16 protein-coding genes are annotated in these 24,119 nt (G+C 66.9%); 6 read left to right on the top strand and 10 right to left on the bottom strand.

Annotated features, from left to right (window positions below; translation table 11 throughout):
• Positions 1-44 precede the first annotated feature (44 nt).
• On the bottom strand, positions 45-1,247 hold the full coding sequence (locus ACORQU_RS07545) for an amino acid aminotransferase (protein ID WP_491644300.1): 1,203 nt from the start codon (positions 1,245-1,247) through the stop codon (positions 45-47).
• A 248-nt stretch (positions 1,248-1,495) separates the two neighbouring features.
• Here ACORQU_RS07545 and ACORQU_RS07540 point away from each other — a divergent pair, with 248 nt between their 5' ends.
• Both ACORQU_RS07540 and ACORQU_RS07535 read left to right on the top strand, forming a co-directional pair.
• Complete coding sequence (locus ACORQU_RS07540) at positions 1,496-1,798, top strand: YciI-like protein (RefSeq protein ID WP_491644298.1); 303 nt, start codon at positions 1,496-1,498, stop codon at positions 1,796-1,798.
• A gap of 11 nt (positions 1,799-1,809) precedes the next feature.
• Positions 1,810-2,013 (top strand): hypothetical protein, encoded by a 204-nt coding sequence (locus tag ACORQU_RS07535; RefSeq protein ID WP_271647958.1) that lies wholly within the window; start codon positions 1,810-1,812, stop codon positions 2,011-2,013.
• Between the two features lie 803 nt (positions 2,014-2,816).
• Here ACORQU_RS07535 and ACORQU_RS07530 read toward each other — a convergent pair.
• The 7 genes from ACORQU_RS07530 to adh form a co-directional block, all read right to left on the bottom strand.
• Positions 2,817-3,188 carry a DUF779 domain-containing protein gene (locus ACORQU_RS07530; RefSeq protein WP_271647959.1) on the bottom strand — a complete coding sequence of 124 codons (372 nt, stop codon included), beginning with the start codon at positions 3,186-3,188 and terminating at the stop codon, positions 2,817-2,819.
• Positions 3,189-3,222: 34 nt separating this feature from the next.
• A complete protein-coding gene (locus ACORQU_RS07525) occupies positions 3,223-5,370 on the bottom strand; it encodes a TonB-dependent receptor family protein (protein ID WP_491644296.1) in 2,148 nt (715 codons plus the stop codon).
• Between the two features lie 188 nt (positions 5,371-5,558).
• Positions 5,559-6,011, bottom strand: coding sequence for an azurin (azu, locus tag ACORQU_RS07520; RefSeq protein WP_491644295.1), 453 nt, complete (start codon positions 6,009-6,011; stop codon positions 5,559-5,561).
• A gap of 276 nt (positions 6,012-6,287) precedes the next feature.
• The gene (locus tag ACORQU_RS07515) at positions 6,288-7,493 is read right to left on the bottom strand and encodes a c-type cytochrome (protein ID WP_491644293.1); all 1,206 of its coding nucleotides are present in this window, start codon (positions 7,491-7,493) and stop codon (positions 6,288-6,290) included.
• Positions 7,494-7,512: 19 nt separating this feature from the next.
• Positions 7,513-9,231: a methanol/ethanol family PQQ-dependent dehydrogenase gene (locus ACORQU_RS07510; protein WP_491644291.1), complete on the bottom strand. Its 1,719-nt coding sequence runs from the start codon at positions 9,229-9,231 to the stop codon at positions 7,513-7,515.
• Positions 9,232-9,276: 45 nt separating this feature from the next.
• Positions 9,277-11,700 (bottom strand): TonB-dependent receptor, encoded by a 2,424-nt coding sequence (locus ACORQU_RS07505; protein ID WP_491644290.1) that lies wholly within the window; start codon positions 11,698-11,700, stop codon positions 9,277-9,279.
• A 127-nt stretch (positions 11,701-11,827) separates the two neighbouring features.
• Complete coding sequence (adh, locus tag ACORQU_RS07500; RefSeq protein ID WP_491644288.1) at positions 11,828-13,357, bottom strand: aldehyde dehydrogenase; 1,530 nt, start codon at positions 13,355-13,357, stop codon at positions 11,828-11,830.
• A 243-nt stretch (positions 13,358-13,600) separates the two neighbouring features.
• Here adh and ACORQU_RS07495 point away from each other — a divergent pair, with 243 nt between their 5' ends.
• Positions 13,601-15,502, top strand: a complete 1,902-nt coding sequence (locus ACORQU_RS07495; protein ID WP_491644286.1) for a sigma-54-dependent Fis family transcriptional regulator — start codon at positions 13,601-13,603, stop codon at positions 15,500-15,502.
• A 32-nt stretch (positions 15,503-15,534) separates the two neighbouring features.
• Here ACORQU_RS07495 and ACORQU_RS07490 read toward each other — a convergent pair whose 3' ends face one another.
• Positions 15,535-15,861, bottom strand: a complete 327-nt coding sequence (locus tag ACORQU_RS07490) for a hypothetical protein (RefSeq protein WP_271647967.1) — start codon at positions 15,859-15,861, stop codon at positions 15,535-15,537.
• Between the two features lie 90 nt (positions 15,862-15,951).
• Positions 15,952-16,971, bottom strand: coding sequence for a sugar kinase (locus ACORQU_RS07485; RefSeq protein ID WP_491644284.1), 1,020 nt, complete (start codon positions 16,969-16,971; stop codon positions 15,952-15,954).
• 304 nt (positions 16,972-17,275) lie between these two features.
• Here ACORQU_RS07485 and ACORQU_RS07480 point away from each other — a divergent pair, with 304 nt between their 5' ends.
• From ACORQU_RS07480 to ACORQU_RS07470, 3 genes are all read left to right on the top strand, one after another.
• On the top strand, positions 17,276-20,104 hold the full coding sequence (locus tag ACORQU_RS07480) for a TonB-dependent receptor (RefSeq protein ID WP_491644282.1): 2,829 nt from the start codon (positions 17,276-17,278) through the stop codon (positions 20,102-20,104).
• A 153-nt stretch (positions 20,105-20,257) separates the two neighbouring features.
• Positions 20,258-23,032: a TonB-dependent receptor gene (locus tag ACORQU_RS07475; protein WP_491645003.1), complete on the top strand. Its 2,775-nt coding sequence runs from the start codon at positions 20,258-20,260 to the stop codon at positions 23,030-23,032.
• A gap of 2 nt (positions 23,033-23,034) precedes the next feature.
• Positions 23,035-24,045 (top strand): pectinesterase family protein, encoded by a 1,011-nt coding sequence (locus ACORQU_RS07470; RefSeq protein ID WP_491644280.1) that lies wholly within the window; start codon positions 23,035-23,037, stop codon positions 24,043-24,045.
• The last annotated feature ends 74 nt before the right edge of the window (positions 24,046-24,119 follow it).

Here is a 24,119-nt window from a genome sequence, read left to right as displayed (position 1 = left end):
CGCTGCGAGCCAGCCCGCATCCCGAAGGATGCCGGCGAGCCGATTCAGCCCTTGACGACCGCGGCGATCGCGGCGGCCACGCGGTCCAGGTTGCCCTGGTTGAGCGCGGCCACGCAGATCCGGCCCGAGCCCACCGCGTAGATGGCGTGCTCCTCGCGCAGGCGGTCGACCTGGGCCTTGGTCAGGCCGGAGTAGCTGAACATGCCGGCCTGCTGGCTGATGAAGCTGAAGTCACCGGCGCCGGCTTCGGCCAGCTTCTGCACCAGGCCCGCACGCAGGGCGTGGATGCGCTCGCGCATGGCGGTCAGTTCCAGCTCCCACTCGCCGCGCAGCGCCGGGTCGGTCAATACGCCGGCCACCAGAGCCGCACCGTGGTTGGACGGGCTGGAGTAGATGGTGCGGATGATGCGCTTGACGTGCGACTGCACGGCCTTGGCCTGGTCGGCGGTGGCCGCCACGATGGACAGCGCGCCCACGCGCTCGCCGTAGAGCGAGAACGACTTGGAGTAGGAGCTGGCGACCACGAAATCGGTGATCCCGGCCTCGACGACGACCTGGATGGCCGCGGCGTCCTCGGCGATGCCCTTGTCGAAGCCCTGGTAGGCCATGTCGATGAAGGGGAACAGGTCGCCGGCCTTGAGCACCTGGGCCACTTCCTTCCACTGCTCGACGGTTAGGTCCGCGCCGGTGGGGTTGTGGCAGCAGGCGTGCAGCAGGACCACGGTCTTGGGCTTGAGCGCCTTGAGGTCGGCCAGCATGCCGGCGAAGTCCACCCCGTGGGTGGCCGCATCGAAGTAGGTGTACTCACCGACCTCGTAGCCGGCGGCCTCGAACACGGCGCGGTGGTTCTCCCACGAGGGCTTGCTCAGCGCCAGGGTGGCGTGCGGCAGCAGCTTGCGCAGGGTTTCCGCGCCGACGCGCAGCGCGCCGCTGCCGCCGACGGTCTGGGTGGTGGCCACGCGGCCATCCTTGAGCAGCGGCGAGTCCTTGCCGAACAGCAGTTCGCGGGTGGCCTGGGTATAGGCCGGCAGGCCGTCGATCGGCAGGTAGCCGCGCGGTTTGCCTTCGCGCGCCAGGGCGTCTTCGACCTTGGCCACGGCCTTGAGCAGCGGGATGCGGCCGGATTCGTCGTAGTAAATGCCCACGCCCAGGTTGACCTTGCCCGGGCGGGTGTCGTGGTTGTAGGCCTCGGTCAGGCCCAGGATGGGATCGCCCGGGACCTGTTCAACGGATGCGAAAGAAGACACGGCGTGACTCGATATGGCGGGAGGAAGGGGCCGCGCACTGGTGCGCGCGTTTCGCATCGCCAGCAGCGGTCGCCACCGGTGCGCGAAAGGGCGCCAATCGTAACAGGCCGATGCCGCCCGGACTGGCCAACGGCGCGGGTTTTGTCCCACTTTTGAATGGTTGCAGGCGACAACGTTCAGTCGGGCGCGCGATTGCTAGCGGGCCGGCGCGGGACCACACTGGACCGCCTGCCGCGCCGGAGCCATCCATGCATTTCCTGCTGCTGTACCAGACCGCCCCCGACTATCTGCAGCGGCGCCCGCTGCACCGCGCCGCCCACCTGGCTTATGCCCAGGCCGCGGTCGCGCGTGGCGAACTGGTGCTGGGCGGCGCGGTCGGCGATCCACCGGAGTCGGCGCTGCTGTTGTTCCAGGGCGAGGACGACAGCGCCGCACGTCGGTTTGCGGAAGGCGATCCCTATGTGGTCGAGGGCGTTGTCACAGGCTGGAAGGTGAAGCCGTGGACCACGGTGGTCGGCCCCGACGCGGCCCATCGCGTGTCGCTGGACTGAAGGCGCGCGCGATGGACACCGCGAACTTGGTGTGGGGGATGCTGTTCGGTGCGATCGGCAGTGGCTACCTGATCTATGGCGTGCGCCAGCGGGCGTTGGTGCCGGCGCTGGTCGGGGTGTTGCTGGGGTTGTTCACCTGGTTTGTGGACAGTGCGTGGTTGACGGTGGTGATGGGGGTGGGGTTGATGGCGGTGCCGTATTTCGTGCGGTTTTGAATGCGCCGCGCCGCGCTTGCTGCAAGGGTTAGAAGTTCAGCTGCTTGAGGCAGACGCCAGGAGCAAAGGCTTTCGCGCCTAAAGACGCGACGTCCTTTTGTCTGGTTAAAAGGAAGCAAAAGCAGGAGCTTTCACGCCCTGCGGGCGCGACCTTCTTTTGTCGCGGCAAAAGAAGGCAAAATCGCTACTCGCCGGACGCACGCCGATGCTACGCATCGGTCCCCTGCGCTCCTCACAAAGCAGGGCACGGCGCCCAAACTCGCTGCGCTCAAACAGGGCGCCTCTTCGGCCCTGCTTTGCTGCGGTGCTCGGCGTGCTTTACGGCTCAGACAGGTAAAGCTCACAGCAACAGCAAGGTGCATCTGCGAGCGGACACTTACTATCGGTGGTCGTGAAGGCCTCGACGCGTCATCCCCGCGAACGCGGGAGGTGCCCTACAACAGACGAATGTGTGGTCATCCAGGGACGTTGCTTTTGCTCTGTTTTTGCTTTCAGACCCCCGTTAGGCACGGCGGAGGGACGGGGACAAGACCCGCAGGGCGCCACGCATGGATGCGTGGCGTTTTTGGAAGGGACAGGGAGGTCCCTTCCAAAAATCCCTCGTCATGTAGCGGACCCGCGAAGCGGGCGTGCCGCCCGGGGCGTGTTGACCAGACATGCGTCTGTTGAAAAGCGCCTCTTTGCCTAGCTTTCTTTGCACGAGCAAAGAAAGTAGGTCGGGCCGCGAAGCGGCACGAAAGCGCTTGCTTCAAAGAACATCTGCAGAAAAAGGCCGCAACAGCGCCAACAGCCAAAGCCTAAATCTAAACCTTCCCCTCCAACTTCAGCGCCGCAAACTCCTCGTCGGTGAATAAACGCGAGCGCACCAGAAAACGCACCCCCTCGCCATTCTCCAGCGAGAACATCCCCCCACGTCCCTCGACCACATCGATGATCAGCTGGGTGTGCTTCCAATACTCGAACTGCGAAGCGCTGATGTAGAACGCCGCCCCGCCGATCTCCCCCAACTGCACGTCGCGGTCGCCGACGATGAAGTCGTCGGTCGGGAAGCACATCGGCGAGGAGCCATCACAGCAGCCGCCGGACTGGTGGAACAGCACCGGTCCGTGGCGTCCGCGCAGCTTGTCGATCAGCTGCAGGGTGGGGATGGTGGCGATGACCTGACGGGTGTCCATGGTGATCTCCTCGCGGATGTGGTGCAGATGGGCTTCAGCCGTTGTCGCCGCCCCAGGTCCAGCGGGCGCCGACCATCACCCCGCGCCCGGTGCCGGGCTCGTAATAGCGACCGTTGCCTTCGTTGACGATGACCGAGCCGATGTAGTCCTGGTCCAGCAGGTTGTCCACGCGGACAAAGCCGTCCAGTGCGCCGCTGGCGAACCGCCAGCGATACCCGGCCTGCACGTTGGCCAGGAAGTAGCCCGGCGCCTTGGCACTGCCCTCATCGTTGGCCGTGACATCGCTTACGCCTTCGCCTTCCAGCGAGGCGTTCCAGGCCCCGTGGCGCCAGCCCAGCGTCGCATTGAACTCGTTGCGCGCCGTGCCGGGGATGCGCGTGCCGGCGCCGACCAGCGTGGTCGGGTCGCTGCAGCCGCTGCCGGTACAGATCGGGAAGCTGTCGCGGAAGGTGGCATCCAGGTAGGTATAGGCCACGTCCAGCGACCAGTCCCGGGCCAGCGGCAGTCCGGCGCTCAGCTCCACGCCCTGGCGCCGGGCGTCGCCGACGTTGCGATAGGTGCTGCGCCCGGCCAGGTTGGTCGCCACGGCCAGCTCGTCCTCGGTGTTGGCGCGGAACAGGGCCAGTTCGGCATGCGCACCGGACTGGGCGCGCCACTTGGCGCCCAGCTCATAGTTGCGGCTGATCGAGGGCTTCAGGTCGAAGGCCAGGCCGGCCCCGCCGTCGGCGCGGTAGCCGATCTCGTTGAAGGTCGGGGTCTCGAAACCGCGCCCGGCCGACACGTACAGGCGCAGGTCGTCGGTGGCGGCAAAGCTCAGGCCGGCCACCGGCGTGGTTTCCGAATAGGTCTTGTTGCCGCTGTCATCCGGGTTGGCGCCGACGATGTACAGGTCGTGCGAGTCAAAGCGCACCTGGCTGTGGCGCGCGCCCAGCAGCAGCGACCAGCGCGGGACGAACTCCCAGTAGGCCTGCGCATACTGGTCGAAGTTCTCTACCGTGTCGCGCTCGTTGCGGCGCAGGTCGCCACGCACGCCCAGCACGTCACCCACGTAGTTCTCGTAGCCGGTGCGATGCTGGCGCTGGCGCTCGAAGTTGGTCCCGGCGGTGACTTCCAGCGGGCGGCCGGCCAGCTCGCCTTCGTAGGACCAGCGGCCATCGGCGCCGCCGTAGTCGTTGTCCAGGTCGATCACCGCGCCGTTCTGCTTGGGATTGGCCTGGGCGCCGATCGGGATGGACAGGTACTGCACCACCTTGCGGTTGCCACCCCAGGCGGTCACGCGCAGCTTCTGATGATCGGTGAGCGGCAGGGTGTACAGCGCGCCGAGCTGGTTCTGCTGGATCGACTTGCGGGTGTTGTATTGCTCGGCCTGCGGGGTGGCCTGGGTGCGGTCCTCGTTGACCTGGTCCTTGGTCAGGCCCAGCGGGTCCTGCGCGCCGGAGAAGAAGCTGTTGCCGACCAGATCCAGCGTGCCGGCATTCCCCAGGTCGAAGGTGAACCTGGCATTGCCCGAGTTGCGGTCCGCCGCGCTGTGCTCGCGGTAGCCGTCGGTCATGAAGCGCTGCACGGCCACGTTGTAGCCCACCGCGCCGGAAGTGCCCCGCACGCGCGCGCCAGCGGTCCAGCTGTCGTCGCGGCCGTAGGTGGTCTGCACGGTGAGCTCCGGCGCCTGCGTGGGCGCCGCGCTCCACAGCTGGATCACCCCGCCCGAAGAGTTGCCGTACAGCGCCGAGAACGGCCCGCGCAGGACTTCCACGCGCTCGCCGCCGAGCAGGTTGAAGTGCGAGACCTGACCCTGGCCGTCGGGCATGGTGGCCGGGATGCCGTCCGAATACAGGCGGATGCCGCGCACGCCAAAGGTCGCGCGCGCGCCGGCGCCCCGGATGGAGATCTGCGTGTCCTGCGCGTAGTTCTGGCGGTCGCGGGCGAGCAGGCCGGGCACACCGCCCAGATAGTCGGAGACATTGACGTCGTTGTGGCCGCCCTGGCCCAGCTCCACGGTGCTGGTCGAGGCCGGCACGTCGAAGGCCGGCACGCGCTCCAGGCGCGTGGTGACCACCACGCGGTCCAACGTCACCGGGTCGATGGCGGGGGAATCGGGAGCCTCGGCCGCCAGGGCGGGCAGGCCGGTGAACAGGGCGGCCAGGCAGGCGGCGTGCAGCAGCGTCTTGCGCGGAGAAGTCATGATCGGCGTGTCTTTGCGTTGCGAAAGGGCGGTGTCTCACCGGTTTGCCGCCGGGGCGCGGCGCGGATGGGCCCGATGGCCTGGCCGGTGTGCGGCGTCATGCTACGCCCGGCCGCACCACGATGCCGTATGGACCTTGGTGGTATCTCGTCCGTTCCTCGCCGGCCTGACCCCATGCGGACGCGCCGTCAGCCGAAGACGAACGTGCCCTTCATCATCGAGGCGTGCCCGGGAAACGAGCAGAAGAAGACGTAGTCCCCGCCCTTGGTCAGCTTGGCGGTGGAGAAGGTGATCGTGTCCGATTGCCCGCCGCCAATGACCTGGGTGTGGGCGATGACGCGGTCATCTCCAGCCTTGAGGAAGCCGGCCGCCATGCCGGCCTTCATGCCATCGGCCTCGATGCCGGCCGTGTCGGCCGCAGTGGACAGCACCCAGTCGTGGCCCATGACGTTGGCGGCCAGCTTGCCGCTGTGGGTCAGGGTGAGCTTGACCTCGGTGCAGGTGGCGTCGACCTTGAGCGCGTGCTTGTCGTAGGTCATCGCATCGGTGCTGTCGATGGTCAGCGCACAGGTCTTGGCCAAGGCCGAGGGGGCCATGGCGGCCAGGCAGATCAACAGCAGGGCGGGAAACAGCTTGCGCATGGCGTCGTGCTCCAGGTGCAGGTGGGAACGAAAGAAGACCCACGCCGCACGCATCCCCCGCGGATGCGCACGGCGTGGGGTGGAACGCTAGAAGCGCCGGATGCCGCCTGCCAACGTGCCGGCCATGACTGGGCCGACCTGGCCGATGCGGCCCACGCGCGCGTGGGTGCGTTGCGGTGATGGGCGCTTGGTGTTGCGCATGTCGCCTTCCTCCTTGGGATGGCACGTCGGTGTTGCCGGCCTTGTTTAGGCAGCTGTCGCGTTGAGGCGGACCGGCTAGTGGTCCGTGCCGCGGTAGACCAGCGGTTCGGTCGACGCCTTGGCATCATCGAAGGTCAGCGCCTTGCTGCCGGCCGGATAGCCGTTCTCCTGCAGCAGGAAGGCCATGATGTCGGCGTAGACCTGGTGGTCCAGGCTGGCCGGCTGGGTGGCGGGCATGTTCTGCGAGACGATGGTGAAGATGTCGCTGACATGGAAGTTGGCCGCCGGATTGGCAAAGTGCTTGCCCTTGAGCGCCGGACCGGCGCGTCCGGCCAGGGTGTCGCCGTGGCACTGCGCGCAGTTCTCCTGGTAATCCGCCCGGCCTTTGTCGGCCTGCTCCTTGGTGTAGAGCTTGGCGGCCGGCGCAGCCGACATGGCGGTCGTCGCATTGCTGGCCAGCTGCGTGCCCCGTTGCAGCAGCGACAGGGTCATCGCGTTGGCCTTGCCCTCGCCCGCGCGCGCCGGCGTGGCCAGCACCGCGTAGGGATCCAGCAGCTTGCCCAGCGTGCCATCGGCGCTGAGCGTGGCGACACTGGCCTGGAAGGCCTGCGCGGCCGCGGCGTTGGCCGGATCGTAGAGCGCGACCAGGTTCCAGCGCGCATGCGGTTCGTCCAGTTCGGCATAGTCGAATGGCGCGGCGTCCTGGTGCTGGTTCAACCAATCCACCACCGCCGGCCGCCACAGCATGGCCGCGCTGACCTTGTGCTGCTCCAGCGCCTCGATGGCATCTTCGTTGGTCAGGTGCACGTCGGCCTGGAGCTTGGGGTAATCGGCGAAGTACAGGTTGGGCGTGGTCTGGTAGGTCACCGCGACCTGGCTGCCGGCCGGGAGCGTGGACAAGGACGGCGTGTTTGCGCCCTTGGGCGTGACCAGCACGAAGCCCGTGCGGCCGTAGGCCGCGGTGGCCTTCAGCCCCTCGGGCAGGCCCGAGGCGCTGGCATCGACCGGAAAGCCCATCACCAGCTGGCAGTCCCTGGTGGCCATGGCGTTGAACTGCTTCAGGTCGAAGCCTTCGTCATCGCCACTGCCATCGAATGTATGCACCGACAGCGTGGTGTGCTGCTGTTTGGCCACGGCCGCGGCGATGGCCTCGTCCATCGCCATCGTTGGGCTGGAGGTGTCCACGCAGACCGAGACCGCGGCGTGGGCGGCGCCGATGCCGCCGGCGCAGAGCGCCAGCGACACCACGGTGCGCAGGAGGGAGGAGTGCGTGTGTTTCATCTTCCTGGCTCCGGTTCGCTTACAGCGAGAACACATACAGATGTCCACCCAGCGGGATGTTGCGGACCGCTGGGTCCTTGGCCATCTCACCGCCCCAGATCGGCACGCCGCCGCCCCAGCCGGCCCACACGCCCACGTACTGCTTGCCGTCCACGGTCCAGGTGCTCGGCACGCCCAGCACGCCGGAGGCCATCTTCGGGCTCTTCCACAGGACCTTGCCGGTCTTGGCGTCGAAGGCGTACAGGTAGCCATCGGCGCTGCCGGAGAACAGCAAGCCACCGGCGGTGGACAACATGCCGCCGTTCCACGGCAGCTCGGAGGGGAAGGTCCAGGCCTGCTTGCCGGTGTTCAGGTCGATCGCCTGCACCGAGCCCCAGTGGTTGGGGAAGGCCGGATCGCGCTTGACCAGGAAGGTCTCGCCCAGGAACGGCAGGCCCGCCTTGTAGCTGACCGCCGCGCCCTTCATGGTCATGCAGGTGTGCAGGGTCGGCACGTAGGCCATGTGCGTGTCGGGGCTGACCGAGATCGGCCACCAGTTCTTGCCGCCCAGGAAGCTGGGGCAGGTGAACACTTCCTTGTCCACGGTCGGGCGCATCGCCGGGTCGGTGACCGGCTTGCCGTCCTTGAAGCCGCTGACCGAGGTGGCCGTGGCGAACTTCTCGGCGTAGATCAGCTTGCCGTTGGTGCGGTCGATCGCATAGAACCAGCCGTTGCGGCTGGCGCTGACGAGGGCCTTGTACTGCTTGCCCTGGTAGGCGAGGTCGGTCAGCACCGTCTCGTTGGTGCCGTCGTAGTCCCAGGTGTCGTTGGGCGTGTACTGGTAGTGCCACTTGATCTTGCCGTCGGCCGGATTCACCGCGATGACCGAATCGGTGTAGAGGTTGTCGCCCGGCCGCAGCGTGGCCAGCCACGGGCCCGGGTTGCCCACGCCCCAGAACAGCGTGTCGGTGTCGGCGTCATAGCTGCCGGTCAGCCAGGCCGCGCCGCCGCCGGTCTCGGCCGCACCCTTGGGCCAGGTGTCGCCGCCCGGCTCACCCGGCAGCGGGATGGTGTGCAGCTTCCACAGCTGCTTGCCGGTCTTGGCATCCAGCGCCTCGATGAAGCCGCGCGCGCCGTACTCGCCGCCGGACACGCCCACGATCACCTTGCCCTTGACGATCAGCGGCGCCAGGGTCATCGCATAGCCCACGTCCGGGGCGTTGAGCTGCTCGTTCCACACCACCTTGCCGGTCTTGGCGTCCAGGGCGACCACGCGGTTGTCCAGCGTGGCCATGTAGACGTTGTCCCCGTACAGGGCCACGCCCCGGTTGACCACGTCGCAGCAGATGGTCTTCAGGCCGACCTCGGACAGGTCGTGGGCGTACTCCCACAGCTGCTTGCCGGTGCTGGCCTGGAAGGCGATCAGGTGGTTCTTTGGGGTGGTGATGAACAGATAGTCGCCATTGACGATCGGCGGGGCCTCATGGCCCATGTCCAGCGGACTCTTCCAATCCCAGGCGGGCTTGAGCCCGGCCACGTTCCTGGTGTCGATGGTCTTGAACGGGGCATAGCCGCGGCTGGTGTAGTCGCGGCGGTACATCAACCATCCGTTGTCGGACGCGGCGTTCCTCAGGCGCGCATCGGTGACCGGCGCGTAGTCGGCATCGGCCGCATTGGCGACGCCGATGCCGGTGCAGGCCAGCACGGTGGCCACGGCCAGCGCCTTCAGCGCCTGGATGGTGGGACGATGGACGTTCATGTGTTGCTCTCCTGGGTGATGTGCATGCCTGGGATCAGCGGTTGGTCAGAAGCGGTAGCGGGCCCCCACCCAGCCACCACGCGGGGCGCCGGGCCCCAGGAACCGGGGATCGGAATCCCCGGGGAAGACCTCATCCGGCTCGCCCAACGTGCCGAAGCTGGCGTAGCGCTTGTCGGTCAGGTTTTCGATGCGCGCGCTCAGCTGCAGGCGCGGAGTCACCTCCCACGTCGCATGCAGGCCAAACAACGCGTAGCCGCCGATCGGGGCGAGCTGGTTGGATTCATCGCCCCGCAGATACTGGCTGCTGCGGTACTGGCCATCGGCGCCGATGCGTAGCGCATCGGTGATCGCCCACTCGATGCCAGCCTTGAGCTGGTGCCGCGACAGGCCCGGGATGCGATCCCCGCGCTGCACGGTGATCAGGCCGTCGTCGTCGGCTTCCGGGTGGTGGACGGCGTTCTCGGTGAAGCCGTCCTGGTAGGTCGCATCCAGCCAGGTGTAGCTGGCCGACCACGCCAGGCGCTCCTGGGCCAGGCGCCCCTGCGCGGACAGTTCCAGGCCCTGGCGGCGCGTGTCGCCGACATTGGCGAAGAAGCCTTCGTTGGACGTGGCCCCGCCGACGGCCTGGAACAGGATGTCGTCATGGGCGGTGGTGCGGAACACGCCGGCCTGCCATTGCAGGCCCGCGCCGCGGCCGCGCACGCCGGCTTCCCAGCTCTTGGCCACGACCTGGTTGAGCGGCGGATCGGCGACGAACTGGTTGGGCAGCTTGCACGGCGCGTCCTCGTCCGAGCAGGTCAGCTCGACCGGCGTGGGCGCGCGGGTGGACTCGCTGTAGCTGCCGTAGGCGGTGACTGCGTCGCTCAACTTCCAGGCCAAGCCCGCGGCCGGGTTGAGGCGCGAGAACACATGGTTGCCGTTGAGGTCGGGGTTCTCGCCGGAGCGGTCGGCGATGCGCGTGCGCGTTTCGTTGTAGCGCGCCGAGACCGTCAGCGCCAAGGCATCGGTGACGTTGAAGGTGTCGGTGGCATACCAGGCATAAGTGCGCGTGCTGGCGAACACGTCCAGCGCGTCTTCTGGAATTTCCAGCCCCGAATCGCGCGAGGTGCTGCGGTCGTCCAGCAGCACGGCCGGCTCGACGATGCTGGAATAGCGCACGTGGCCGCTCAGCCAGTCGCCGCCGACCACCAGCTGGTTGTCGTGGCCGCCGAGCGGGTGCGAGAACACCAGCTGCACGTTGCCGCCATGCGCGCGCTGGCGCCGGTGGCCGATGTTGTTGATGGCATCGTATTCGGAGGAGATCGGATCGCCGTTCTGGTCGGTGACGAACTCCTGCTCGCCGGCCTCGTCTTCCTCCTCGCACAGGAAGTCCTCGTCGTCCTCGCATTCCTCCGCATCGCTGCCGTCGCCGTTGAACGAGCGCGTCTTGACCGTGCGGTCGTAGACCATCGCGCTCAGCACCAGGTCGTCGGCGAAGGTGTAGCTGCCATGCAGGCTGGCCTGGGTCAGGTCGTTCTCGGTCTGGTCCGGCGCGGTGAAGATGCTTTCGTCATCGCGCCGCAGCGCCTCGATCGACTGCGCGCCGTTGCCGGTCAGGTTGGTCCTGGCCTTGGACAGGTTGAGGTCCAGCGAGGCGCGCTCGCCGCGCCAGCCGACGTTGGCCAGGTAATGCCGCGCATGGGTGGGCGACAGGTCGCGCCAGCCCTGTTCGTAGAGGTTGTCGGCCAGCAGGTAATAGCCCAGCGTGCCGTTGTTGCCGCCGCTCTCGACGCTGGCCACTTCGCGCCCGAACGAGCCGGCCTCGTAGGACAGCGCCGGGCCCGGATTGTCGAAGCCGTTCTTGGAGTGCAGCACGATCGCGCCGCCCAGGGTGTTCAGGCCGAACACCGGATTGGCACCCGTGACCACGTCCAGCCGATCGATGCCCTGCTGCGGCAGCAGGTCCCAATTGACCGTGTCGCCGAAGATCTCGTTGACCCGCACGCCATCCTGGTAGACCGCGATGCCCTGGGCGATGCCCAGCAGCGGCGAGCCGGTGAAACCGCGGAACTGCACGTCCGGCTGCAGCGGATTGCCCTGCACGCTGTTGAGGCTGATGCCGGGCACGTTGCGGTCCATGGCCTGCGTCAGGTCGACCGAGCGCATCCGGTCCAGTTGGTCCGCATCCAGGCCGCGTACCGGGTACGGCGACTTGTCGGCCGGCAGCGTGGCATCGCCGTTGGGCGTTACCCCGACCACGTCGAGCGTGGGCAGGGTGGTGATGCTGGCTGGGGTCTTGTCGGCGGCCAGGGCGGGCATGGTCAGGACACAGGTTCCTAGCAGGGCCAGCGACAGCGCGTTGCACAACGCGCGCCGGTGCGGCCTGTGAAGGGGGCTGAAAGCGGGGACGGAAGACGCATCGCGCGCCATGCCGGTGGCATGGGACGTGCGCGCGCAATACTCCTGCTGCGCGGGGCGGCGGAAGGCCATGTGACGCTCCTGGACAACGGTTGCGGGGAGACCGCGCAGTTGCCAGGCCCGTGACGACCCCACGCCTACGCGGCTGTTGGTCGCACCCCGACGCGGGGAGGAGGCAGTGCGAGCAACAGTCAACCGATCAGAAGAAGCCGAGCGCCTTGGACGAGTAGCTCACCAGCAGATTCTTGGTCTGCTGATAGTGATCGAGCATCATCTTGTGATTCTCACGACCGATGCCGGACTGTTTATAGCCGCCAAAGGCCGCGTGTGCGGGATAGGCGTGGTAGCAATTAGTCCAAACCCGACCGGCCTGGATGGCCCGACCCATGCGGTACAGACGCGCCGCATCGCGGCTCCACACGCCGGCGCCCAGGCCATAGAGGGTGTCGTTGGCGATGGCCAGGGCCTCGGCCTCGTCCTTGAAGGTGGTCACCGACACCACCGGCCCGAAGATCTCCTCCTGGAAGATGCGCATCTTGTTGTGGCCCTTGAACACCGTCGGCTTGACGTAGAAGCCGCCTTCCAGGTCGCCGGAGAGTGGGTTGCGCTCGCCGCCGGTGAGCACCTGCGCGCCTTCCTGCTTGCCGATGTCGATGTAGGACAGGATCTTTTCCAGCTGCTCGCCGGAGGCCTGCGCGCCGACCATGGTGTTGGGATCCAGCGGGTTGCCCTGCTTGATCGCCTCTACCCGAGCGATGACCTTCTCCATGAACTTGTCGTAGATCGACTCCTGGATCAGCGCCCGCGACGGACAGGTGCAGACCTCGCCCTGGTTGAAGGCGAACAGCACGAAGCCTTCCACCGCCTTGTCCAGGAAATCATCGTCCTGCGCCATCACGTCGGCGAAGAAGATGTTCGGCGACTTGCCGCCCAGCTCCAGGGTTACCGGGATCAGGTTCTGCGAGGCGTACTGCATGATCAGCCGGCCGGTGGTGGTCTCGCCGGTGAAGGCGATCTTGGCGATGCGCGGGCTGGAGGCCAGCGGCTTGCCCGCTTCCAGGCCGAAGCCGTTGACCACGTTGAGCACGCCTGGCGGGAGCAGGTCGCCGATGACTTCCATCAGCACCAGGATCGAGGCCGGGGTCTGCTCGGCGGGCTTCATCACCACGCAGTTGCCGGCGGCCAGGGCCGGGGCCAGCTTCCAGCACGCCATGAGCAGCGGGAAGTTCCACGGGATGATCTGGCCGACCACGCCCAGCGGCTCGTGGAAGTGGTAGGCGATGGTGTCCTTGTCGATCTCGGAGATGCCGCCTTCCTGCGCGCGCACCGCGCCGGCGAAATAGCGGAAGTGGTCCACGCACAGCGGCACGTCGGCGTTGAGCGTCTCGCGGATCGGCTTGCCGTTGTCCCAGGTCTCGGCGTAGGCCAGCAGTTCCAGGTTCTGCTCGATGCGGTCGGCGATCTTGAGCAGGACGTTGGCGCGGTCGGTCGACGAGCTTTCGCCCCAGGCGGTCTTGGCGGCATGGGCGGCGTCGAGCGCGGCCTCGATGTCCTCGGCATTGGAGCGCGGGATCTGGGTGAACGCCTTGCCGCTGATCGGGGTGATGTTGTCGAAATACTGACCACTCTTCGGCTCGACCCACGCCCCGCCGATGAAGTTGGCGTAGCGCTTCTTGAAGATGGACTGCGGATCGGTGGACAGGGGCTTGGTGCTGGTCACGGCATTCATCTGCGATCTCCTGCTGCGGGGTGTCGGGTCGTTGCCCGTTCGGTCTCCCCACTCGCGCAAGGGCGATGCCAAAAAGCCGGTGCTGCGGCGCGTCACGGTGTTTTTCCAGCGCCTTCGGGAGCACGCCCCTCGCGACTGTTGCGGCGCATCACGCCTGCCCGTTGCACGGACGCCCCGGCTGTGATGTTTATTGGAACGGCGCGCTGTTTCGGTGTCGCAGAATGCGACACCTAAGGAGGGGACGTGGCACACCCGCAATCGCAGTCCGAACGACATCTGGGCCAGGCCCGGCGGGCGTTCTTCGAGCACGGTGGCGCGCCGGTCGGCAAGGTGCCCGACACGATCCTGCGCTCCTGGATGCGCTGTCAGCGCCTGGGCCTGGAGTCGGCGGGCGCGCCGCAGATCGAACCGGTCACCGCCGCGCGCCTGAAAGAAATGCGCGAGCGCCACGAGAAGCTCTGGCGTCTGGCCCGCGCCGAACTGGAACTGCTGTCTTCCGATGCCGCCGCCACCGGCAGCATCGTGATCCTCACCGACGAGGACGGCTGGATCCTGGATGCCGAGGGCAGCGCCAAGTTCCTGGATCGCGCCGGCCGCGTCGCGCTGATGCCGGGCGCCTGCTGGAACGAAGCCCAGGTGGGCACCAACGCCATTGGCACAGCCATCGTCGAAGGCCGCTCGGTGGTCGTGCATGGCGGCGAACACTACCTGGTGCCGCACGGCATCCTGAGTTGCTCGGCCTCGCCGATCTACGACCCGTACGGCACCCAGGTCGGCGTGCTGGACATCTCCGGCGACGCCAAGGTCCAGCACATGCACGCGCTGGGCCTGGCGCGGCTGGCGGTGGCCAACATCGAGCATCGCTATTTTGACGACGGCATCCCCGATGCCGAGTTGCTGCGCCTGCATCGCGACCCAGCGCTGTTGGGCACCGCGCGCGAAGGCTTGCTGGCGTTCCGCAACGGGCGCCTGGTGGCGGCCAACCAGGCCGGCCTGCAGCTGTTCGGGCTGGAGCGGGGTGAGCTGGGCCGGGCGTCGTATACCGGATTGTTCGAGGATGCGCCGGGCAAGCTGCGCGACGATGGCGTGCTGCTGGACCGGCAGGGGCGCGCGCTGTACGGCCGGGTGGAAGACGGCCAGGCGCGTCCCAAGCGCCCGGCCGCGCGCCCGCCGATCACCGTATCAGCGGCGTCCAACCCGCCGCCGTCCGACGCGCCCTTGTTCGACGCCGCGCAGGAAGCCGAACTGGTGCGCGCCTGTCGCGTGCTGGACGCGGGCCTGCCGGTGCTGGTGCAGGGCCAGACCGGGACCGGCAAGGAGGTCTTCGCGCGCGAACTGCATCGACGCTGCGCGCGCGCCGGCAAGCCGTTCGTGGCGGTCAATTGCGCCGCGCTGCCCGAGGGCCTGATCGAGGCCGAGCTGTTCGGTTACGAGGACGGCGCGTTCACCGGCGCGCGCAAGAATGGCAACCCGGGACTGGTGCGCCAGGCCGATGGCGGGGTGCTGTTCCTGGACGAGATCGGCGACATGCCGCTGGCCTTGCAGCCGCGGCTGCTGCGCGTGCTGCAGGAGCGAGAGCTGTCACCACTGGGCGGCGGCAAGCCGATCAAGCTGGATTTCGCCCTGGTCTGCGCGACCCACCGCGAGATGGACAGCGCCATCGCCGAGGGGCGTTTCCGTCCCGATCTGTACTACCGCATCGCACACCACACCGTGCGCATCCCCTCGTTGGACGCGCATGGCGACCGGGCCGGCCTGGTCCGCGCGCTGTGGCAGCGCCTGGGCCAAGGGCGTCGCCTGACCGATGAGGCCCAGGCCCAACTGGCCGCCTACAGCTGGCCAGGCAACCTGCGCCAGCTCAGCGCCTGTCTACGCACCCTGGTGGCCTTGAGCGATCCGCAGGACGTGATCGGCATCGAGCTGTTGCCGTCCTATCTGCACGACGCGCGTCCCGCGTTGCCGGGGCCGTCACTGGCCATCGGCGTGCCACCTGGCACCGACCTGGAGACCCTGACCGAAGCGGCCATGCGCGATGCGCTGGCGCGGTGTCAGGGCAACATCACCCACGCCGCGCGCATGCTGGGCATCAGCCGCAGCACGCTGTACCGCCGCCTGGGACAGGACGTGCGCGATAAGCAGCATTGAGTCTTCGATCGGGCAGCCCGGCTCCCGATCGGTCAGGCGGCGTTCGCTTGCGCCACCCGGCGCCGGAACATGGCATCGAGCAGGGCGCGCATGCGCTCCAGATCGCGTGCGGCCTTGACCGATGAGGTCTCGTCGGTCGCGTCCATGACCCGCTGGGCGGCGTCGGACAGATCATGCAGCACCGCGGCGGCATGGATATCCAGGAAGATCCGCAGGCTGCGCACGTGACGCTGCAGGGACTGCTGGAGCGGCAGGTCCGCGCTGCCCGCCTGTTCGGCGATGGCGTCCAGGGTCAGGTCCAGCTGCGAGAGTTCTTCGAACAGCTCATCGGCACTTGGGCGCATTGGGTCGTCTTCCATCGTGGGCCCCTGTCATCCGCCTGAGCGAACGGGGTTTTCGCGATCCTCAGGTCAGGCACGTGAACGCCGGGTTAGGACGCCGGGCGCTGTTCAGCGACGCACGTCCAGCCGGCCCTCGACCATCAGCGCGCGGATCTCGGCCTCGCTGGCCAGGTTGAAGTCCCCTTCGATGGAGTGTTTGAGGCAGCCGGCGGCTAGGCCGAAGGCCAGGGTTTCGGCGTCGGGCAGCGAGCGCAACAGGCCATGCAGGATGCCGGCGGCGAAGGCATCCCCACCGCCGATCCGATCCACCACGCCAGGCAGTTCGCGGGTGGGTGCTTCCAGGCAGCCACCGTCGCGGGTCATCAACATGGCGCCCAGTCCGTGGTGGTCCACGCTGTAGGTGGTGCGCAACGTGCACGCCATGTAGCGCAGGTGCGGGAAGGCTTCGAACGCGGCCGCAGCAGCGGCCCGGTTGCGGGCCGGGCCTTCGGTCTGCGCGAAGTCCTGGCCCAGGACCACGGCCATGTCGCGGTGGTCGGCGAACAGCACGTCGGCCTGCTCCATCAACTGGCGCAGGATGCCGGGCGCATCGCCCCCCCAGGCCTCCCACAGCTTGGGCCGGAAGTTGCCGTCGAACGACACCCCCAGGCCCGCCTGACGCGCGGCCCGGGCCGCGTCGAGGGCCGTTTCAGCGACTTGGGGCCCCAATGCGGGGGTGACCCCGGACAGGTGCAGCCAGCGTGCCCCGTCCAGCAGCGCCGGCCAGTCGTAGTCGGCCGGCGTGCCCCGGGCGAAGACGGAATCGGCCCGGTCGTAGACCACCTCGCTGGGCCGCTGCAGGGCGCCGGTGGTCAGAAAGTACAGGCCCATGCGTCCAGGCACCGCCTGAACCGACGCGGTCTGCACCCCGTGCCGGCGCAACTCGCCCAGCGCGGCCTGGCCCAGCGGGTTGTCGGCGACCCGGCCGAGCATGCGCACCGGATGGCCCAACTGCGCCAGCGACACACCGACATTGGCTTCGGCACCCCCAATGTGGACGTCCAGCTGCGGCGATTGAAGCAGGCGCTGACGCCCTGGTGCGCCCAGGCGCAGCAGCAGCTCGCCGTAGCAGGCGATGGTTCCGGTCATCTCTGGTCTCCTCCCGAAGGCCTAGGCCACCGCTCGGTGGCGCATCTGGTTGCGGACGATAGCCTGCCACAAGCCATGACCATCGGTGTCATTCAAGGCCGCTTTGCCGCGTGAAATGGGGCCCTCAAACACAGAAACAGCGATTTAAGAGGCCAATTCGGCAGGTTATGGTGCGCCGCAAGATGCCTAGTCGTTACGACCCTGTTAGCTTTTTGACCAGCGGTGTCATTTCGCGAAACCACCGGCGCTTGATGCCGGCCTTGCGCAAAAAGATTCGGCTTCATGCGCCCTGGGAGGGGATCTCATGCAACAGACACGTCGTTCACGCCTGCCGGTCACCGTGCTGGCCCTGTCCGTAGGACTGGCCCTCCATGGCACTGGTTGGGCCCAGCAGACCCCGGCCCCGGACGCGGACAGCGCGGTCCAGGCCGCGCCAGCACCCCCGGCCGACGCGCCGGCCCCGCAGGACCCGACCGCAACCTCACAGGATGCGGCGGTCAGCCTGGAGACGGTGACGGTCACCGGCTATCGCGCGAGCCTGGAGAAATCCATGGACATCAAGCGCGCCGAAAAAGGCATGGTCGATGCCATCGTCGCCGAGGACATCGGCAAGTTCCCCGACAACAATCTGGCCGAGTCCCTGCAGCGCATCCCGGGCGTGGTGATCACCCGCGATGCCGGCGAGGGCCGCAACATCTCGGTGCGGGGCCTGGGCCCTGACTTCACCCGTGTGCGGATCAACGGGATGGAGGCGCTGACCACCGTGGGTGCCAGCGACCAGAGCGGCGGGACCAATCGCGGTCGCGGTTTCGACTTCAACGTGTTCGCCTCGGATCTGTTCAGCCAGCTGGTCGTGCGCAAGACCGCCTCGGCCGACGTGGAGGAGGGCTCGCTGGGCGCCACGGTCGACCTGCGGACGGCGCGCGCGTTCGACTACGACGGTTTCACCTTCGCGGCCAATGGCCAGAGCAGCTACAACGCCATGGCCGAGAAGGCTGATCCGCGCGTGGCCGCGCTGATCGCCAACACCTGGGCCGACGGCACCTTCGGGGCGCTGCTGTCGGCGGCCTATTCCGAGCGCAATGTGCTCGAGGAAGGCAGCGGCTCCACGCGTTGGGCCAATGGCACGACCAACAACGGCTACAGCCCGGCATCGCCGTTTGCCGAGGCCAACAGCGCCTCGGTGTTCAGTCCGCGCATCCCGCGCTACACCCAGATGGAGCACGACCAGAAGCGGCTGGGCATCACCGGTTCGCTGCAGTGGAAGCCAGGCGACAACACCGAGTTCTCGTTGGACGGCCTGTATTCGAAGATCGACGCCAAGCGCTACGAGCACTACATCGAGGCGATCAGCTTCAGCCGCGGCCGCTCGCAGAACGGCAAGCCGGAGATGGTGGTCAACGATGGCTACGTCGATCCGGACAGCGGTGCGCTGCTCTACGGGCAGTTCGACAACGTCGACGTGCGCTCGGAGAACCGCTACGACGAGTGGGACACGGTCTTCAAGCAGCTCAGCCTCAACGGCGAGCACCGCTTCAGCGATACGTTCAAGATCACCGGGCAGGTGGGCACGTCCAGCTCCAAGCACCGCAATCCGATCTCGACCACGGTCATCATGGACAAGCTCAATGTCGATGGTTACAGCTACGACTACCGCGACAGCCTGACCTCGCCCAGCTTCGACTACGGCATCGATCCCACCGACGGCAGCGGCTGGACGCTGGCCGAAGTACGCATGCGGCCGCAGTACGTCAACAACGACTTCGATACCGGCTCGCTGGACTTCGAATGGAACTTCGGCCCCAGCTTCACCCTGAAGGGCGGCGTGCTGGCGAAGAACTATTCGTTCGACACCAAGGAATTCCGACGCAGCTCCGAGTCCTCGGTGCCCAACTTCGCCGATGGCACCAGGATCATCCCGGAGCAATACACCGAACTGGCGAGCCTGGGCGGCATCAGTGGCGATCCGGGGACCTGGGTGGTGCCCGACCTGGGCGCGATCGCCGATCTGCTCGACATCTACAGCGGCACGGGGACCTGGGCCCTGGCCGAGCGCGCCAGCAACACGCGCAGCGTGGAGGAAAAGGATCGCGGCGGCTGGTTGATGGGCGAGTTCGGTTTCGATGTCGGCAACATTCCGTTCTCGGGCAACGTCGGCGTGCGCTACGTCAAGACCAACCAGTCCTCCACCGGCTTTGCCACCGTGGGCAGCGCGTTGGTGCCGACCACGGTCGAGCGCAGCTATGACGACACCTTGCCCTCGTTGAACCTGGTGGCCGAGGTCACCCCGGATTTCCTGATCCGCTTCGGTGCGGCCAAGGTGATGTCACGACCGGGCCTGGGCAGCCTGACCCCGGGCGTGACCGTCAACGTCTCCGGGGGCTCGCGCACGGTCAGTGGCGGCAATCCCAACCTGGATCCGATCCGCGCCAAGACCGCCGACCTGGGCTTCGAGTGGTACTTCCAGGAAGGGGCGATGTTGGGCCTGGCCCTGTTCTACAAGGACATCGAGAGCTTCGTCCAGACCACCCGCACCGTGGCGTCCTACGCCAGCAGCGGGCTGCCGGTGAGCCTGCTCGACGGCACCGGCGCGGCGGCCAGCGACGACTTCGTCTTCAGCGTTCCGCTCAATACGCCGGGCGGCAAGCTCAAGGGCGCCGAGTTCAACTACACCCAGCCGTTCACCTTCCTGCCGGGCAAGTGGGCCAACTTTGGCACCCAGCTCAACTACACCTACGTGGACTCGCAGATCCAGTACGTCACCAGCAGCGGCGCCAACTCGTTCAACACCGACCTGACCGGCCTGTCGAAGAACTCCTACAACGGCACGCTGTTCTATGAAGGCGACAAGATCAGCGGTCGCGTGTCCTACACCCATCGCGATGGCTACCTGACCCAGGTGCCGGCCACCGAAGCGGGCTTCGACGTCCACGGCATGAATGCCTCCAACACGGTCGATGCCAAGCTCACCTACAAGGTCGACGAGAAACTCGACATCAGCATCGAAGGCAGCAACCTGACCAATCAGCCCTACGACGAATGGGTGCAGGTCAGTGGCTCGGGTGCGCGGCTTCCGTTGACCTACGCCGAAACCGGCCGCCAGTACTCCATCGGCGTGCGCTACAAGTTCTGATCCGACCGGAACGCCCAGCCGTGCCATCGCCGCCGTCGCGGCCATGGCGCGGCCGGGTGAGCTGCGTCATGTCCAACCAAGACAGGCAGATCCCCGGTGTCGTCACCGCCTCGGTCCGGCCTGAACAACCAACAAGGAATCACCATGACCATCATGAACTCCGGCACCCCCACCGGTGGGCGTGGAATCAGGCGTGCGGTGCTCACCGTGGCCGTTGGACTGGCGCTGCAGGCCGGCGCCGCCAACGCCCAGGACAACGCCGGGCAGGACCAGGCCGCGACGGGGCCCACCCAGGACGAGCAAGCCGTCAACCTGGATGCGGTGTCGGTCACCGGCTATCGGGCCAGCCTTGAAAAGGCGATGGACATCAAGCGCGCGGAGACCGGCATGGTCGATGCCATCGTGGCCGAGGACATCGCCAACTTCCCCGACCTCAACCTGGCCGAGTCCCTGCAGCGCATTCCCGGCGTGGTGATCACTCGCGACGCAGGCGAAGGCCGCAACATCTCGGTGCGTGGCCTGGGGCCGGACTTCACCCGCGTGCGCATCAATGGCATGGAAGCCTTGACCACCGTGGGTGGATCGGATCAGAGCGGTGGCTCCAATCGCAGCCGTGGCTTCGACTTCAACGTGTTCGCCTCGGACCTGTTCTCGCAGCTGGTGGTACGCAAGACCGCGTCCGCCGATGTGGAAGAAGGCTCGCTTGGCGCCACCGTGGACCTGCGCACCGCGCGGCCGTTCGACTACGACGGCTTCACCTTCGCCGCCAGCGGTCAGGCGGGCTATAACGACATGGCCGACAAGGTCAATCCGCGCGTGGCGGGGCTGATCGCCAACACCTGGGCCGATGGACGCTTCGGCGCCTTGCTCTCGGTGGCCTACTCCGAGCGGCAGGTCCGCGAGGAAGGCAGCAACTCCGGCCGCTGGTACAGCGGCACCAGCAACAGAGGATTCAATCCGGATTCGCCGTACTCCCAGGCAGTCAGCCCGGATGTGTATGCGCCGTACTTTCCCCGCTATACCTTGCTTGAACATGATCAGAAGCGGCTCGGGGTGACCGGCTCGCTGCAATTCAAGCTGGACGATGACACCGAGTTCTCCCTGGACGGCCTGTACTCGAAGATCGATGCCCGGCGCGTGGAGAAGTACATCGAGGCCATCTCCTTCGCCTATCCCAACCAGAAGCCGAACATGGTGGTCACCGATGGCGAGATCGATCCGGTTTCCGGCGGCTTGCTGTACGGACAGTTCGACAATGCCGGGATTCGCTCCGAGCAGCGCCTGGACAAGTGGAACACGGTGTTCAAGCAGCTGTCGCTGAGCGGCGAGCATCGGTTCTCGGACAGCTTCAAGATCAACGGCCAGGTGGGCACGTCAAGCTCCAAGCACGACAATCCCATCCAGACCACCATCATCATGGACAAGGTGGGGGTGGACGGCTACAGCTACGACTATCGCGACAGCGCGAAATTCCCGGTGTTCGACTACGGCGTGGACCCCACCGATCCCAACGGCTGGTCCCTGGCCGAGATCCGCCTGCGGCCGCAGTATGTGGAAAACCAGTTCGATACGGGCAGCCTGGATTTCACCTGGAACATGGGGCCGTCGTTCTCGCTCAGGGGCGGCATCCTTGCCAAGAACTACACCTTCCGGACCAACGAATACCGCAGGAGCTCCGAGGCGGTGGTGCCGACCTTCGCCGACGGCACCACGACCGTGCCGGCCGAACTGACCGAGCTGGCTCAACTGCAGGGCATCACCGGTCATCCGGGCAGTTGGGCCATTCCGGACCTGACCGCCATCTCCGACTTGCTGGACATCAACAGCGGCACCGGCATCTACACGCTGAACCAACGCACCGCCAACGTACGCAACGTGGGCGAGAAGGACCGGGGCGCGTGGCTGATGGCGGACTTCGGCTTCGACGTGGGATCGGTGCCGGTCTCCGGCAATGTCGGTGTGCGCTATGTCCAGACCAGCCAGACCTCGACCGGCTACGCCACGGTCGGGACCTCGTTGCTGCAGACCACCGTGTCGCGCAAGTACGACGACACATTGCCCTCATTGAATCTGGTCGCGGAAATCACCCCGGATTTCCTGATCCGCTTCGGCGCGGCCAAGGTCATGGCCCGTCCCAGCCTGGGCAGCCTCAATCCCGGTGTCGCGGTGAGCGTCACCAGCGGTCACAACTACGTCAATGGCGGCAATCCCGCGCTGGACCCCATCCGCGCCGACACCGCCGACCTGGGCTTCGAGTGGTATTTCCAGGAAGGGGCGATGCTGGGACTGGCCCTGTTCTACAAGGACATCGCCAGCTTCGTCCAGGGCACCAGTACGGTGATGCCGTATTCGCAAAGTGGATTGCCGGCCGCGCTGTTGAACGGCACCGGGGCCACGGTCAACGACGAGTTCACCTTCACCGTGCCGCTCAACACGCCCGGCGGCGAACTGAAAGGCGCCGAGTTCAACTACACCCAGCCCTTCAGCTTCCTGCCGGGCAAGTGGGCCAACCTGGGCGCGCAGCTCAACTACACCTACGTCGATTCGCAGATCCAGTACCTGACCGCCACCGGGGCCAGCTCACTGAAGACCGACCTCACCGGACTGTCGAAGAATGCCTACAACGGCACGCTGTTCTATGAAGGCCAGCGCCTGGGCGCGCGCGTGTCCTACACCCATCGCGATGGCTATTACACGCAGGTGCCGGCCAGCGTCCCCGGCTTTGACTTCCACGGCATGAATGCGGTCAATACCGTCGATGCCTCGCTATCCTGGAAGCTCAACAAGCGCCTGGAGCTGAGTCTGGAGGGCATCAACCTGACCAATGAGTCGTCCTACGAGTGGGTGGGCACCTCGTCCTGGAAGCTGCCGTTGACCTACACGGAGACTGGACGCGAAATCCTGCTCGGCGTGCGCTACAAGCTGTGAGGATGCGCCTCGACATGCTGTCCAACCTGTTTCACCGGTCCCTTGCGCGCCCACGCCGGCGTTGGCGCCAGGCTGCGCTGCTGATCACGCTGGCGGTGCTGGCCAACCCGGTCCTGGCCAAGGACTGGCTGGTCGCACCCGACGGCTCCGGTGATTTCACCACGCTGCAGCAAGCCCTCGACGCAGTGCCCGATGGCAACCGCACACGCCAGGTGATCCGCCTGCGGGCGGGCTTCTATCCGGGCGTGGTCACCGTGGGCAAGGCCAAGTCGATGGTCAGCATCGTGGGCGCCGGTGCCGGCGCCACGGTGCTGAGCTGGAACAACTACGCCGACCGGATCGATCCCAAGACCGGCAAGGCCATGCGCACCAGCGGCTCGTCCACGATGTACGTGTACGGCGACCACTTCATCGCCGAAGACCTGACCATCGAAAACACCGCCGGCAACGTCGGCCAGGCCCTGGCCCTGTCGGTGCAGGCACCGCACGCAGCTTTCAGGAACGTGCGTCTGCTGGGCAACCAGGACACGCTCTACACCCATGTCGGCAGCGTGATCCATTTCAAGGATTGCTACATCGAAGGCACCATCGACTTCATCTTTGGCGGGGCCACGGCGCTGTTCGACGACTGCACCATCGTGGCCAAGGGCAGGATCAGCTACATCACCGCGGCTTCCACGCCGGAAGGGCAGCGCTTTGGCTATGTCTTCCGTCGCGCCATCGTCCGCGGCGAGGGCATCGGGACCACCTACCTGGGTCGGCCCTGGCGGCCTTACGCGCGCACGGTGTTCATCGATAGCGATCTGGGCGCCAACATCGTGGTGGCTGGCTGGCACAACTGGGACAAGCCCGACGCCGAAGCGACGACCTACTACGGCGAATTCGGCAGCCGTGGCCCCGGCGCCGCCCCGGAAGAGCGGGTGACCTGGTCCCATCACCTGTCCGGCGAGGAGGCCGCTGCGTACACCGAGCAGGCCATCCTGGGCGACTGGCAGCCCTTCGCAGCGCCCTGAAGCGGTCATGCGTAGACCGGATCGAACACGCCGCCAGACCATGCAATGGGTCGGCAGATCCCATCGGAGAACAT

Source organism: Pseudoxanthomonas sp. JC1303, from assembly GCF_058448525.1.
Note: the sequence above shows the minus strand (reverse complement) of the source record. Positions and strands in the feature narration are given on the sequence as shown.